This window comes from Gilliamella sp. Pas-s25 (assembly GCF_009795885.1).
Taxonomy (GTDB): domain Bacteria; phylum Pseudomonadota; class Gammaproteobacteria; order Enterobacterales; family Orbaceae; genus Gilliamella.
Window position 1 is genome coordinate 12028 of sequence record NZ_WTEV01000013.1, and the last position, 14035, is coordinate 26062.

The window sequence follows — 14035 nt, forward strand, 5'->3', positions numbered from 1 at the left end:
TAACCTTTAAATTAGCGCAAATTAACTAATGTATTTAAAATTTGGTCCTGGGTTTTAATGGTTTGTGAATTAGATTGGTAATTGCGCTGAGCAACTATCATATTCACTAACTCTTGACTCATATCAACATTTGAAGATTCAAGTGCGCCACTGGCTAATGCGCCAAATGTACCAGAATTTGCCACACCCAATACTTCTGTGCCAGACTTAATTGTCGAACGCCAATTATTATTCCCTGCTGATTCTAGACCGTTAACATTAGCAAAATCAGCCATGGCAATTTGACCTAATAACATCGTTTGTTGGTTAGAATAAACGCCATAAATAGAACCATCATCATTAATGCTATAACCTACTAAATTACCTGGTGCATAACCATTAATAATTGGCGTTTTGATACTACCTACTTCTTTACCCATGTTTTGCTGAGAACTATTGGCTAATGATAAAATAAAAGTATTGTCGGCAGATCCATTTAACCCATTAATATTAATGGTCATTTCAGGATCACTAATTAATTTACCGGAAGAGTCAAATTCCATTTGTCCCACTTTTTGTAAACTTCCATTAGGATCACTACTATCAAGATAATGAACATCCCATTGGTTATCGCCAGTTTTAACATAAAAGAGTTGAACATTTCGTTGATTACCAAGCGAGTCATAGGTGGTAATGGTTGTAGAATAATTAAATGTATCGGCATCAAGGGCATTGACCGGTTGTTTAGCAGGCACTTTACTATTGGCATTTAAGTTTGTTTGCAAAGAAGCCTTGGTTGTTGCTGATGCATTTAACATTTCTTGCGAAATTTTTAATGGACCAGGTGCTGCACCTTGCTGCACTTGAGGCGGCGTACCAGTTGCAAGATAGCCAGTCAGGTAAAGACCATCAGCAGAAATAATATTTCGCTCAGCATCTAATTGAAATTGTCCGTTACGAGTATAGTAAGCTTGTCCATTACTATCCACTAAACGAAAAAATCCATTACCTGAGATTGCCACATCTAGACTGTTGTTAGTGGTTGTGGCGGTTCCATCATTAAAATTTTGCATAACCGCAGCTACTTTTACCCCCATACCGACTTTTGAACCGGCATAGATATCGGCAAATGAAATGCTGGCGCTTTTAAAACCCACCGTTGCTGAGTTGGCAATATTATTACCGATCACATCTAACTGCTTTGATGCAGCATTCATGCCACTCACTGCTTGAGAAAATCCCATCTGAATTTTATCCTCTTTAAAGAATTTGACGTACTTCGTCAATACCAATTGAACCAAGTATTCCTAAATCGAGTAATACTTTATTATTAACTTTACTATTGATAACACCATAGACCACTGAATAGGCTAATGATGTGGATGATACTTTTTGCCCATCTGAACTTGCATTGACTGAAAAGGTATAACTACCATCAGGCGCAATTGTCCCATCATTTAGCACACCATCCCAAGTAAAGGAACTTACGCCAGCAGGGATTGCACCCAAATCAACTTCTCGCACCACATTACCATTTGCATCTTGAATGGTGATAATCACTGAATCGGCATCTCGCACTAACTCAAAGCCAAATGGAGTAGTAACCGTTTCTTTACCTGCATCTGAGCTTTCTAGTTCAGAGGTAGCGACTAAAATTTTATCGCCAGGCACCATGACACCCTTGCCGATCATGTTGCTCGCATTAACTGATAAGCTGTCATCGATCTGTCCTGAAACCATTCCCAATGTTGTATTTAGTCTTTCGATACCAGCTAAGGTATTAATTTGTGCCAGTTGTGATGTTAACTGACTATTATCCATTGGATTGGTCGGATCTTGGTTTTTCATCTGAGCAATAAGTAGTGTTAAAAAATTATCTTGCAGCTCCCTACTTGAATTACCATCTGATGAATTTTTTTGAATCGTTTGCGGATTTTTTACCCCTGATGCTGAAACAGCAACATTACTCACGCCCATAAGCTTCTCCTTATTACTGGCCTAATGTCAGTGTTTTTAGCATTAAACTTTTTGCCGTATTAATCACTTCGACATTCGCCTGATAACTACGTGAAGCTGAAATCGTATTGACCATTTCGGCAACCACATCAACATTCGGTTTTTGAATGTAGCCTTTAGCATCAGCCAACGGATGATGGGGTTGATAAACCAAATTCATTGGCGAGGGATCTTCAACCACTTGCGACACTTTAACGCCCGCAATTGAATTGGTTTGACCATTATCATCCACTTGAAAAATAACTTGCTTGGCTCGATAAGCTTCTCCAGAGGTACTTGTTACGCTATCAGCATTAGCTAAATTACTGGCACTGACATTCATGCGTTGGGTTTGCGCCATTAATGCTGACCCTGAAATTGCAAAAATTGAAAAACTCATCTTTATTATCCTTGCTGTAATACCGACATAACATTTTTAAATTGCTCACCTAAAAACGTTAAATTACTTTGGTAATGAATGCTATTGTCAATAAAGGCTGTACGCTCTTGATCCATTTCTACCGTATTACCATCAGCTGATGCCTGATACGGAATACGATAAAGTACATTTTGATTAAGTGTGACAGGCGCTTTTACCTGAATATGATGATCTGAGGTAATATTAAGTCCAACGTGATTAATGTTACTGTGCTTATTAAGCGCCTTACTTAACTCAGCATTAAAATCAATATCTCGCGCCTGATAGTTAGGCGTATCGCTGTTTGCAATATTTGCGGCTAATATATTTTGTCGCATTTCTCGTATATTTAATGCTTGCTGGTGAAAATTAACCCATGTATCCAATTTATCAAACATAAAATCATCTCACTTTTTTTGATAGTGAGGATTTTAAGCGAATAAAAAAAAAGTCATTGAGTAAATAACGATAAAAATAGCCCTTATTTCAAGATTTGTTTTATGCAATCATAAAGTACAATCAGTTTATGCATAATTTGAAACAGATAAACATGATTAAAATCGCAAAATTAATACTCGCTATTTTTATACTATTTAGCGGGTATCCTGTTGTGGCAAGTTCTTTTGATAAGCAGATTTACAATTTAATCTCTCAGCAATTTAGCCATAAAGTAGATGATATTTCGATTACTTACCTGACCGCCAAACCACAATTAAGTTGCAATACGCCTATACTTTCGTTATTAAATAAAAAAAAACAGTGGGGCAACATGACCATTTGTGCTCAATGTGATAATCAGAAAAAATTTATCCAGATTAATGTGGCTGTGATGGGGAACTATATTGTAGCTAAGCAAGCAATAAGCGCTGGTACTATCATCAACAAAGATCACATACGTATACAATCAGGTTGGTTAGATAAGCTACCTTCCGCTGTCATTTTAAATGAAGCTGACGTACTTAATCATATAGCTTTACGCAATATTAATCTTGATGAGTCAATCAAAACCACAATGCTTCAAAAAAATTGGCTGGTAAAAGCAGGACAAATAACCAAGGTGATAATTAATGGTGAAGGTTATCAAATAGAAACGAATGGCAAGACTCTTAGCAATGGTGTATTAAATGATAACATTAGAGTTAAACTAAATTCTAACAATATTGTTGAAGGAACATTGACTCACCAAGGGGTTATTATTTTCAACAAATAATATTAATGATTTTTTTATTATTGCCGATAATAAAACTAAACAAATCACTTAAATCGTCAATTTGATTAAAGGTATTTTATGAGTATCGATGCAACAAAATCCGTGACAAGCATATCAGGACTACTTAACCGTGATGTAGTGAATGAACAACAAAAAAATCAAACAGCATCTGTACCAACCCAAAACAGTACTAATGCAAGCACTACCGTGAGTATCACTCAAAACTCAATGAATCTGTTGCATTCAACTGATAAAGATATTGATATAGAAAAAATTGATAAAATAAAACAAGCCATTACCAACGGTACATTAGTTATTGATACCCATAAAATTGCAGATAAATTAATTAATCAATTACTGCAACATATTTAGAATAAGTCAGAATTACAGGGATATATAAATGTTAGAGCTCGATGACATCCTAAACCAAATAACCGAAATGTTACAAACACTCTCAGGAATTCTACAAACAGAACAACAAATATTAATTGATAATAGTTCAACAAATCAGTTAAATGAAATTATTAATAAAAAAAGCCAGTTATTGATTCAATTAAAGTTACTGGATGAAAAACGCGTAACATTAAGTAAACAATTAGGTATTCATCCCCCCTATAACGACAATCCAACCATTGCAGCGCATTGGCTATCTATCACAGACACAACAAAATTATTAGCTAATATAAATCGTGATAATGGATTAATCATCCAAAATCGCATGAATATTACCCAGCAATCAATTAACTATCTTAAAGGCATAAACAGTCCAGTTGTTTATACCAATAATGGCTACCAACAAGCCGATGTAATCTCATCAAAACGAGCCAAAGTTTAACGGAGAATTAATATTTGTTGATGGTAAAGGCGATAAATACCGCCAAAAATGCCCTCTTATTAAGCCAATAATTTGTGAGTAATTAGGTCATACTGTTAGGCGTGTAAACTCTAATTAAACGATGAAATTTTATTTGATTCCTCATGGCTGACGATAATGATCTAGATAAAAGCGAACATCCCACCGATAGCAAAATAAAAAAGGCTAGAGAAAAGGGACAGATCCCTCGATCTCGCGAGTTAACTTCGTTGATAATCTTATTAATAGGCATCTCTTTGTTTGGATTAATGGGGTCACATTTAGTTAACCAGTTAATCACCATCATAAAATCAGCAATGATGTTTTCGTATAAAACAAGCGATGATAAATTGATCGTCTTTAATTTAATTAACTTGTTAACCCATGGCTTTTGGTCAATTGTGCCAATTTTTTTTGGTTTAGTTATTATTGCCATATTCGCACCACTTTGTGTGGGAGGACTACTATTTAGTCTGCAATCAATTAAACCCAACTTTAATAAATTAAATCCTATCGCTGGTTTTGGCAGATTATTTAGTACTAAAATCTTTTCTGAATTACTAAAAAGTCTACTTAAAGTTATTTTAATTTCTATCGCATCAGCGTGGTTTTTAATGCACCATTTTTCTGACCTGCTTGCGTTACCCCATATGTATTTAAATAATGCATTAGCTAAAGCCATACAGTTAGTGATTTTTTGTGGAATGTTAAGCGTTATATCGTTAATACCCATGGTTGGTTTTGATATTTTTTATCAAATATGGAGCAATTTGAAAAAATTGAAAATGTCAAAACAAGAAATTAAAGATGAGTTTAAAGAACAAGAAGGAAACCCGCAAATTAAAGGGCGTATTCGCCAAATGCAACAAGCGATTGCCAGACGTCGAATGATGAAAGATGTGCCAAAAGCCAATGTCATTGTGACCAATCCAACCCATTATGCGGTTGCTTTACAATATGATGAAAAAACCATGATTGCACCAAAATTACTGGCAAAAGGAACAGATAACATTGCGCTACGCATTAGAGAAATTGCCACTGAATATAATATACCGCTATTAGAAGCACCACCTTTAGCTAGAGCGTTATACCGCCATGGTGAAATAGGTGAAACGATTCCAACAGAATTATATACCGCAGTTGCACAAATTTTAGCTTGGGTATATCAATTAAAACATTGGCATAAATATGGTGGCAATAAACCAATCGCACCCGATAATTTACCCATTCCTGAGTCATTATCCGTAAATAAATAAAGGCAATTACTCATCTTATGATTAAATCTAAACTACTTACATTATTATCGCTTAATACGTTAAAAAATGGCCATTATCAGATATTGGCAGGTCCAATGCTAATCTTATTGATTCTTTCAATGATGGTATTACCACTTCCTGCCTTTATTTTGGATCTGTTTTTTACGTTTAATATTGCGTTATCAATTATTATATTAATTGTGGCATTATTTACTAAACGAGTGCTTGATTTTGCAGCATTTCCAACCGTCTTATTATTTGCAACGTTATTAAGATTATCATTAAACGTTGCCTCAACACGAGTCGTTTTACTAAAAGGTCACACCGGTAGCGCTGCGGCTGGACGGGTGATTGAAGCTTTTGGACACTTTTTAGTAGGCGGTAATTTTGCTATTGGTATCGTCGTATTTATCATTTTGGTTATCATCAACTTTATGGTTATCACCAAAGGGGCAGGTAGAATAGCTGAAGTGGGTGCACGCTTTGCATTAGACGGCATGCCAGGCAAACAAATGGCCATTGACGCCGATCTCAATGCCGGCTTAATTGGTGAAGATGAAGCCAAAGCACGTCGAGCCGAAGTATCCCAAGAAGCAGATTTTTATGGTTCGATGGATGGTGCCAGTAAATTTGTACGTGGTGATGCAATTGCCGGATTATTAATAATGGCCATTACCATTATTGGCGGCTTGCTCGTTGGGGTTGTGCAACATGATATGGCGCTATCTGATGCAAGTAAAACCTATGTGTTACTGACCATTGGTGATGGCTTGGTTGCACAAATACCGTCCCTGATTATTTCAACAGCAGCAGGGGTTATTGTTACGCGAGTTACATCGCAAGATAACATTAGTAATCAAATGATTACCCAGCTTTTTAACAATCCGCAAGTATTAATTTTAACCGCTGTTGTAATTGGTTTACTTGGGCTAATTCCGGGCATGCCAAATTTAGTTTTTTTACTCTTTACTGCTATCTTATCCATTATCTCTTGGTGGCTAACTAAACAGAAAAAAACAGAACAGACAGCCGCGCCTAAACAAGCTAATGTGCAAGCAACCACGCCAGCCAATATTGAAGCGACATGGTCTGATGTCAATATTGAAGATATATTAGCCATGGAAGTTGGTTATGGATTAATACCAATGGTCGATCAAACTCAAAATGGAGAGTTGTTAGGGCGAATTCGTAGTTTACGCAAAAAATTTGCGCAAACATTGGGTTTTTTACCCCCTCAGGTGCATATAAGAGACAATCTTTCGTTAGCACCTTATCAATATAAAATATTTATCAAAGGCGGTGAAATTGGCAAAGGTGAAATTGTGAATAATAAATGGCTAGCCATTAATCCCGGCAATGTCATCGAAATGATTGAAGGCACGCCAACAACCGAGCCAGCCTTTGGGTTACCAGCAGTATGGATAGATGCAAGCGATAAAGAAAATGCACAAATATTAGGTTATACCGTTGTGGATACCAGTACTATGATCGCAACACACTTCAACCATTTATTACAACAATTTGCCAGTGACTTATTAGGACGCTTAGAAACCCAAGAACTACTCGATAGAATAAAACAGGATATTCCAAAATTAGTAGAAGACTTTATTCCAGGCGTTGTGACATTAACTACTTTTCATAAAATACTGCAAAATTTAATCGCCGAAAAAGTGTCAATTCGAGATATGCGAACTATTATTGAAACAATCTGTGAGCATGCGCCAACTCAAAATGATGCTTATCAGCTACTTAGTATGGTAAGAATAGCTTTAGGCAGAGTGATTACACAACAATGGTTCCCTGGCTCTGATCCAATTAATGTCATAGGATTAAATATCAATTTAGAACGTTTGTTATTACAAGCACTGCAAAATACCAGCAATTTTGAACCGGGACTTGCCGAACACATTATTGAACAAATCAGACAAGCCATTAATCAACAAGATGCCATCGGCGCTCCACCGGTATTATTAGTTAATCATGCATTAAGACCGATGTTATCGCAATTTTTAAGACCTAACTTTCCTCAATTAGTGGTGCTATCGAATTTAGAAATTACCGATAATCGAGAGATAAAAATGACTTCGCAAGTTGGTGCTGAATAGTGATGCTTTTATGCTAATAATGTGTAGTAATTACTCGCATTATTTACAAGACCGAGCACAAATTTTGGGAAAAATTTACATATCAGAGCAAAGCAAAGGTGATCCCGAAGAAGCGAGTATCATGGTTTATGCGAGTAAAGTTGGAGGATTTTACATAAAAATCCCCAACTCGAATATAAGAACCATTGATCCTCGCCAAAAGGCGAAAATGTTAGAAACCAAACCAACCAAATCTATTTAATCAAAAAAATAGCCCATTGTTGGGAAAAATTAATAAATATATTGATTTAATTATATTTTTTATATCTACTTTTTGCAAAAGCACAACTTTCCTCCCATCTCACAAATCAAATTGCACCAACAATACGATGTGGCATATATTGCTCTTCTAAATATGTGATATCTTCTTTCGATAATGAGACCTTCAGTGAACCAGCAGCATCATCTAAATACTCGGTTTTAGTAGCGCCAATAATTGGTGAGGTGATACCTTTAGCAAATTGCCAAGCTAATGCTATTTGTGTCATAGTCACGCCATATTTTTCGGCAAGTTCATTGACTCTTTGCACAATATTGGTATCCGTTTTTTGGGTGCTATCATATTTGGCAATAGCAACCTGATCGGTTTTACTACGCAATGTATTGGTTTGCCACGCTAACCGAGCAAGTCTACCAGCAGCCAAAGCGCTGTAGGGAGTTAGTGAAACATTGAATTGTCGGCAGATAGGAATTAACTCACGCTCATCTTCTCGATACAGTAAGTTATAGTGATTTTGCATCGACACAAAAGGCGTCCAACCGTTTTCGATAGCTGTGAGTTGCATATTATGAAATTGATATCCATACATAGCCGAAGCGCCTAATGCTCTCACTTTGCCTGCCTTGACAAGATTATGTAATGCCTCCATTGTCTCTTCTATTGGTGTTGTATAGTCAAAACGATGAATGATATATAAATCTATATAGTCCGTGCCAAGCCGTTTAAGCGAACCATTGATTTCTCTTTCAATAGCCGCTTTGGAAAGATGCCCCTCATTAAAATAGACTTTAGTTGCAAGGACCACTTTTTCGCGGGGTATGTTTTTTTTAATTGCTCGCCCTAAATATTCTTCGCTTGTACCAGCTGAATAGGTGTTAGCTGTATCAATAAAATTAATGCCTAAATCTAACGCATGTTTGATAATTGCTTCACTTTCATCAGGATTAAGTGTCCATGCATGCATTTTACTGGCAGGATCACCAAAACTCATACACCCTAAACAAATACGAGATACTTGAATATTAGAATTGCCAAGTTGTAGATATTCCATAACCGCCTCTCTTTCTAATAAATGAATTTGAATAAACTTTATACTTCTAATAAGCCGATAACCCACTATTGCTGAGTTTATTATAAACGCTATATTCGCTGAGAGAAATAAGGTATGAGTTGATAGTCTCATGAATTAAATTCATTAATAGCAAGATTATGCATAATTTTAAGTTATAAAATTACTTTTGATCATCAATCAACGAACTCAATGTAAGGACAGATAACTCAGCAGTCATATTGATAGATTTTTTAGTGGTAGGTCAGAAATATGGACATTTCACAAGACTTGAACAAAGTAATAATTGAGCTAGCTAATTTAAAAATAGATGAGCTTATTGATGAGAAAATAAAAAAGGCGCACAGCGTGCACCTTTTTTACTGATAATAAAGAGCATCAATAGTTGCTCTTTATGATAGCAAGTTAAATTACTTAATAACTTTAGCAACAACACCTGCACCAACAGTACGACCACCTTCACGAATCGCAAAACGTAAACCTTCTGCCATCGCAATTGGGTGAATTAATGATACTGTCATTTTGATGTTATCACCAGGCATTACCATTTCTACGCCTTCTGGTAATTCGATAGTACCTGTTACGTCAGTTGTACGGAAGTAGAACTGTGGACGGTAACCTTTAAAGAATGGAGTATGACGACCACCTTCATCTTTGCTTAAGATATACACTTCTGATTCAAAATCAGTATGTGGAGTAATTGAACCTGGTTTTGCAAGTACTTGACCACGTTCGATTTCTTCACGTTTTGTACCACGTAGTAATACACCAACGTTTTCACCCGCACGACCTTCGTCAAGTAATTTACGGAACATTTCAACACCAGTACACGTTGTTTTAGTTGTCGGTTTGATACCCACGATTTCAACTTCTTCACCAACTTTGATAACACCGCGTTCAACACGACCTGTTACTACTGTACCACGACCAGAAATTGAGAATACATCTTCAATTGGTAATAGGAATGGTTTATCAATATCACGCTCTGGTTCTGGAATGTAGCTGTCTAATGCTTCAGCTAATTCAACAATTTTGTCTTCCCATGCTGCTTCGCCTTCTAACGCTTTAAGCGCTGAACCACGAATAACTGGTGTATCATCACCTGGGAAATCATATTGAGATAGAAGTTCACGGACTTCCATTTCTACTAATTCTAATAACTCTTCGTCATCAACCATATCACATTTGTTTAAAAATACGATGATGTAAGGAACACCTACTTGACGACCTAAAAGAATGTGCTCACGAGTTTGTGGCATAGGACCATCAGTTGCTGCTACTACTAAGATAGCACCATCCATTTGTGCCGCACCTGTGATCATGTTTTTAACATAGTCAGCATGGCCCGGGCAGTCTACGTGTGCGTAGTGACGAGTTGGTGTATCGTATTCAACGTGTGAAGTGTTAATGGTGATACCACGTGCTTTTTCTTCTGGTGCATTATCGATTTGATCGAATGCACGTGCTTGACCGCCAAATTTTTTAGCTAGTACAGAAGTAATTGCCGCAGTTAAAGTTGTTTTACCATGGTCAACGTGGCCGATTGTACCAACGTTAACGTGGGGTTTTGTACGTTCAAATTTTTCTTTAGACATCTTAATGTTCCTTTATTAAATCACTTCCCTTAATAAACGAAGGGAAGTGTTACTTTATTTAGATAAAAATTATTTCGCTTTACGAGCTTCAATAATTGCTGTTGCAATATTTGTTGGTGCTTCATTGTACTTCAAGAACTCCATAGAGTAAGAAGCACGACCTTGTGTTTGCGAACGAAGGTCTGTTGCATAACCAAACATTTCTGAAAGTGGAACTTGTGCTTTGACTGTTTTACCAGTTGCAGTATCTTCCATTCCTTCGATCATACCGCGACGACGGTTTAAGTCACCGATAACATCACCCATATAATCTTCTGGAGTTTCAACTTCTACTTTCATAATCGGTTCTAAAAGCACAGGTTTAGCTTTCATGAAGCCATCTTTAAATGCCATTGAACCGGCAATTTTAAATGCCATTTCTGATGAGTCAACATCATGGTAAGAACCATCAAAGATAGTAACTTCAACATCAACAATTGGGTAACCAGCAAGAACACCGTTTTTCATCTGTTCTTGACAGCCTTTATCAACTGCAGGAATGTATTCTTTAGGAACCACACCACCAACGATTTCATTGTTGAATTTGTAGCCTTCACCACCTGCTTCCAATGGTTTGATTTTTAACCATACATGACCATATTGACCACGACCACCAGACTGACGAACAAATTTACCTTCTTGTTCTACTTCATTGCGAATTGTTTCACGGTAAGCAACTTGAGGTTTACCTACATTTGCTTCCACTTTAAATTCACGTTTCATACGGTCAACGATGATTTCTAAGTGAAGCTCACCCATACCAGAAATAATGGTTTGACCTGATTCTTCATCGGTGTGAACACGGAATGAAGGATCTTCTTGTGCTAGTCGACCTAAAGCAAGACCCATTTTTTCTTGGTCAGCTTTGGTTTTTGGTTCAACAGCAACCGAAATTACTGGCTCTGGAAATTCCATTCTCTCAAGAATGATTGGTGCACTTTCAGCACAAAGCGTATCACCTGTAGTTACATCTTTAAGACCGATTGCAGCAGCGATGTCTCCAGCGCGAACTTCTTTAATTTCTTCACGTTTGTTAGCGTGCATCTGAACGATACGACCAAAACGTTCTTTTTTATCTTTAACAGAGTTAAGAACAGTATCACCAGAGTTAACCACACCAGAGTAAACACGGAAGAATGTTAAGTTACCCACAAATGGGTCTGTTGCAATTTTAAATGCTAATGATGAGAATGGTTCATCATCACTTGAATGACGTTCAGCATCTTCACCATTTGGTAATTCACCTTTGATTGCAGGTACATCAGTTGGTGCTGGTAAATATTCAATAACCGCATCAAGCATGAACTGTACGCCTTTATTTTTAAAGGCACTACCACAAGTGACTAAGATAATTTCATTAGCAAGTACGCGTTCACGTAATGCTGCTTTCACTTCTTCTTCAGTTAACTCTTCACCACCAAGGTATTTTTCCATTAACTCTTCACTTGCTTCAGCAGCGGTTTCAATTAAGAAAGAACGCCATTCTTCAACTTGGTCAACCATCTCGGCTGGTACATCTTCATAAGTGAATGTTACACCTTGATCGGCATCATTCCAGTTAATTGCTTTACGTTTAAGTAAATCAACAACTCCAGTGAATCCTTCTTCTGCACCGATAGGTAAAACTAAAGGAACAGGAACTGCTGCTAAACGAGTTTTGATTTGATCAACAACACGTAAGAAGTTAGCACCCATACGGTCCATTTTGTTGACAAATGCAATACGTGGAACTTTATATTTGTTTGCTTGACGCCATACAGTTTCAGATTGTGGTTGAACACCACCAACTGCACAATAAACCATTACTGCACCATCAAGAACACGCATAGAACGTTCAACTTCGATTGTAAAGTCAACGTGTCCCGGGGTGTCGATGATGTTGATACGGTGTGGTTCAAATTGTTGACCCATACCAGACCAGAATGCAGTTGTTGCAGCAGATGTGATAGTAATACCACGTTCTTGTTCTTGTTCCATCCAGTCCATGGTAGCTGCGCCATCATGAACTTCACCAATTTTGTGACTTACACCAGTATAAAACAAAATACGTTCAGTCGTGGTTGTTTTACCTGCGTCAATATGTGCACTGATACCGATATTACGATAGCGTGCTATAGGGGTTGTACGAGCCATATTAATCCTCTGTTTAGAATCGTTTGCTTAATAAAACATCATTTTGGTTGACTGATAGCAGATAAGGGCTATCAGTCCTAATTCAAGTCACTTATACAAAGACAAGTGTGAATATTACCAACGATAGTGTGCAAACGCTCTATTAGCTTCAGCCATACGATGAACATCTTCGCGTTTTTTCACAGCGGTACCTTTATTTTCAAAAGCATCCATAAGTTCATTCGCTAGGCGTAAAGCCATTGATTTATCGCCACGTTTACGTGCAGCATCTACAATCCAACGCATTGCAAGTGCATTACGACGAACTGGACGCACTTCAACTGGAACTTGGTATGTAGAACCACCAACGCGACGAGACTTAACTTCTACAGTTGGTCTTACGTTATCTAATGCAACTTCGAAAGCTGCTAAGTGGTCTTTTCCACTACGCTCAGCTAATTTATCAAGAGCTGAATATACGATTGATTCTGCGATAGATTTTTTACCATCTATCATTAAAATATTTACAAATTTCGCCAGTAACTCTGAACCGAACTTCGGATCAGGAAGAATTTTTCTTTGACCGACAACATGACGACGTGGCATTGGAATACTCCGTTTATATGTTATAAATTTTTCAGGTTTACCCAAAACTCAAATGAGTTAAATGGAATTATAATAGTTTGGCCTTACTTAACGGAGTTCCATTAAGCTTTAGGTCGTTTAACACCGTATTTAGAACGGCTTTGTTTGCGATCTTTAACACCTGCGCAATCTAATGCACCACGAACAGTGTGATAACGAACACCCGGTAAGTCTTTAACACGACCACCACGGATTAAAATCACGCTATGTTCTTGTAGGTTATGACCTTCACCACCGATGTAAGAAGTAACTTCAAAACCGTTAGTTAAACGTACACGACAAACTTTACGTAATGCTGAGTTTGGTTTTTTCGGTGTAGTTGTGTAAACACGAGTACAAACACCGCGTTTTTGCGGGCATGCTTCAAGGGCAGGAACGTTACTTTTTGCTTCCTTTAGTGCTCTTGGTTTGCGTACCAGCTGATTAATTGTTGCCATTAATAAGCTCCTGATTAATTAAAATAAATTTAAAATTGCTGTTTAGATACGTAATTAATAACT

The 14035-nt window shown here is 37.1% G+C and carries 15 protein-coding genes; 6 read left to right on the top strand and 9 right to left on the bottom strand.

All coding sequences use genetic code 11. The annotated features are described in order from the left end of the window. Positions 1–11 precede the first annotated feature (11 nt). Genes flgE through flgB form a run of 4 tightly spaced genes read right to left on the bottom strand, consistent with a single transcriptional unit; the run spans position 12 to position 2790 of the window. Positions 12–1223, bottom strand: coding sequence for a flagellar hook protein FlgE (gene flgE / locus GQ593_RS07390; RefSeq protein ID WP_160431463.1), 1212 nt, complete (start codon positions 1221–1223; stop codon positions 12–14). A 16-nt stretch (positions 1224–1239) separates the two neighbouring features. Beyond that, positions 1240–1956, bottom strand: coding sequence for a flagellar hook assembly protein FlgD (locus tag GQ593_RS07395; protein ID WP_085247567.1), 717 nt, complete (start codon positions 1954–1956; stop codon positions 1240–1242). A 13-nt stretch (positions 1957–1969) separates the two neighbouring features. Then, positions 1970–2374 carry a flagellar basal body rod protein FlgC gene (gene flgC, locus GQ593_RS07400; RefSeq protein ID WP_160431464.1) on the bottom strand — a complete coding sequence of 135 codons (405 nt, stop codon included), beginning with the start codon at positions 2372–2374 and terminating at the stop codon, positions 1970–1972. Between the two features lie 5 nt (positions 2375–2379). Next, the gene (gene flgB, locus GQ593_RS07405) at positions 2380–2790 is read right to left on the bottom strand and encodes a flagellar basal body rod protein FlgB (protein ID WP_160431465.1); all 411 of its coding nucleotides are present in this window, start codon (positions 2788–2790) and stop codon (positions 2380–2382) included. A 152-nt stretch (positions 2791–2942) separates the two neighbouring features. Here flgB and flgA point away from each other — a divergent pair, with 152 nt between their 5' ends. The 6 genes from flgA to GQ593_RS07435 all read left to right on the top strand — a co-directional run bounded on the left by flgA (position 2943) and on the right by GQ593_RS07435 (position 8057). Continuing rightward, the gene (gene flgA, locus GQ593_RS07410) at positions 2943–3602 is read left to right on the top strand and encodes a flagellar basal body P-ring formation chaperone FlgA (protein WP_160431466.1); all 660 of its coding nucleotides are present in this window, start codon (positions 2943–2945) and stop codon (positions 3600–3602) included. A gap of 78 nt (positions 3603–3680) precedes the next feature. After that, positions 3681–3974 (top strand): flagellar biosynthesis anti-sigma factor FlgM, encoded by a 294-nt coding sequence (gene flgM, locus GQ593_RS07415; protein WP_085247571.1) that lies wholly within the window; start codon positions 3681–3683, stop codon positions 3972–3974. Between the two features lie 28 nt (positions 3975–4002). Beyond that, entirely contained in the window at positions 4003–4437 is a 435-nt protein-coding gene (locus GQ593_RS07420) for a flagella synthesis protein FlgN (RefSeq protein ID WP_160431467.1), read from the top strand. Positions 4438–4580: 143 nt separating this feature from the next. Then, on the top strand, positions 4581–5711 hold the full coding sequence (gene flhB, locus GQ593_RS07425; RefSeq protein ID WP_160431468.1) for a flagellar biosynthesis protein FlhB: 1131 nt from the start codon (positions 4581–4583) through the stop codon (positions 5709–5711). A gap of 17 nt (positions 5712–5728) precedes the next feature. After that, a complete protein-coding gene (gene flhA, locus GQ593_RS07430; RefSeq protein WP_160431469.1) occupies positions 5729–7816 on the top strand; it encodes a flagellar biosynthesis protein FlhA in 2088 nt (695 codons plus the stop codon). 64 nt (positions 7817–7880) lie between these two features. Further along, on the top strand, positions 7881–8057 hold the full coding sequence (locus GQ593_RS07435; RefSeq protein ID WP_160431470.1) for a hypothetical protein: 177 nt from the start codon (positions 7881–7883) through the stop codon (positions 8055–8057). A gap of 106 nt (positions 8058–8163) precedes the next feature. Here GQ593_RS07435 and GQ593_RS07440 read toward each other — a convergent pair whose 3' ends face one another. The 5 genes from GQ593_RS07440 to rpsL form a co-directional block, all read right to left on the bottom strand. Beyond that, positions 8164–9126 (bottom strand): aldo/keto reductase, encoded by a 963-nt coding sequence (locus GQ593_RS07440; protein WP_160431471.1) that lies wholly within the window; start codon positions 9124–9126, stop codon positions 8164–8166. Positions 9127–9554: 428 nt separating this feature from the next. Further along, positions 9555–10739 (bottom strand): elongation factor Tu, encoded by a 1185-nt coding sequence (gene tuf, locus GQ593_RS07445; protein ID WP_065635286.1) that lies wholly within the window; start codon positions 10737–10739, stop codon positions 9555–9557. A gap of 69 nt (positions 10740–10808) precedes the next feature. Beyond that, the gene (gene fusA, locus GQ593_RS07450; protein WP_085247534.1) at positions 10809–12911 is read right to left on the bottom strand and encodes an elongation factor G; all 2103 of its coding nucleotides are present in this window, start codon (positions 12909–12911) and stop codon (positions 10809–10811) included. Positions 12912–13025: 114 nt separating this feature from the next. Further along, complete coding sequence (gene rpsG / locus GQ593_RS07455) at positions 13026–13496, bottom strand: 30S ribosomal protein S7 (protein WP_034915550.1); 471 nt, start codon at positions 13494–13496, stop codon at positions 13026–13028. Positions 13497–13597: 101 nt separating this feature from the next. Further along, positions 13598–13972 (bottom strand): 30S ribosomal protein S12, encoded by a 375-nt coding sequence (gene rpsL / locus GQ593_RS07460; protein WP_034883792.1) that lies wholly within the window; start codon positions 13970–13972, stop codon positions 13598–13600. Between the last annotated feature and the right edge of the window lie 63 nt (positions 13973–14035).

Bases quoted from the DNA above. Each gene is read 5' to 3' on its own strand.
- flhA (WP_160431469.1), top strand. From the start codon at position 5,729: ATGATTAAATCTAAACTACTTACATTATTATCGCTTAATACGTTAAAA.
- flgM (WP_085247571.1), top strand. From the start codon at position 3,681: ATGAGTATCGATGCAACAAAATCCGTGACAAGCATATCAGGACTACTT.
- rpsL (WP_034883792.1), bottom strand. From the start codon at position 13,972: ATGGCAACAATTAATCAGCTGGTACGCAAACCAAGAGCACTAAAGGAA.
- flgE (WP_160431463.1), bottom strand. From the start codon at position 1,223: ATGGGATTTTCTCAAGCAGTGAGTGGCATGAATGCTGCATCAAAGCAG.
- rpsG (WP_034915550.1), bottom strand. From the start codon at position 13,496: ATGCCACGTCGTCATGTTGTCGGTCAAAGAAAAATTCTTCCTGATCCG.
- fusA (WP_085247534.1), bottom strand. From the start codon at position 12,911: ATGGCTCGTACAACCCCTATAGCACGCTATCGTAATATCGGTATCAGT.
- flgC (WP_160431464.1), bottom strand. From the start codon at position 2,374: ATGAGTTTTTCAATTTTTGCAATTTCAGGGTCAGCATTAATGGCGCAA.
- GQ593_RS07440 (WP_160431471.1), bottom strand. From the start codon at position 9,126: ATGGAATATCTACAACTTGGCAATTCTAATATTCAAGTATCTCGTATT.
- flgA (WP_160431466.1), top strand. From the start codon at position 2,943: ATGATTAAAATCGCAAAATTAATACTCGCTATTTTTATACTATTTAGC.
- flhB (WP_160431468.1), top strand. From the start codon at position 4,581: ATGGCTGACGATAATGATCTAGATAAAAGCGAACATCCCACCGATAGC.
- GQ593_RS07420 (WP_160431467.1), top strand. From the start codon at position 4,003: ATGTTAGAGCTCGATGACATCCTAAACCAAATAACCGAAATGTTACAA.
- flgB (WP_160431465.1), bottom strand. From the start codon at position 2,790: ATGTTTGATAAATTGGATACATGGGTTAATTTTCACCAGCAAGCATTA.
- GQ593_RS07395 (WP_085247567.1), bottom strand. From the start codon at position 1,956: ATGGGCGTGAGTAATGTTGCTGTTTCAGCATCAGGGGTAAAAAATCCG.
- tuf (WP_065635286.1), bottom strand. From the start codon at position 10,739: ATGTCTAAAGAAAAATTTGAACGTACAAAACCCCACGTTAACGTTGGT.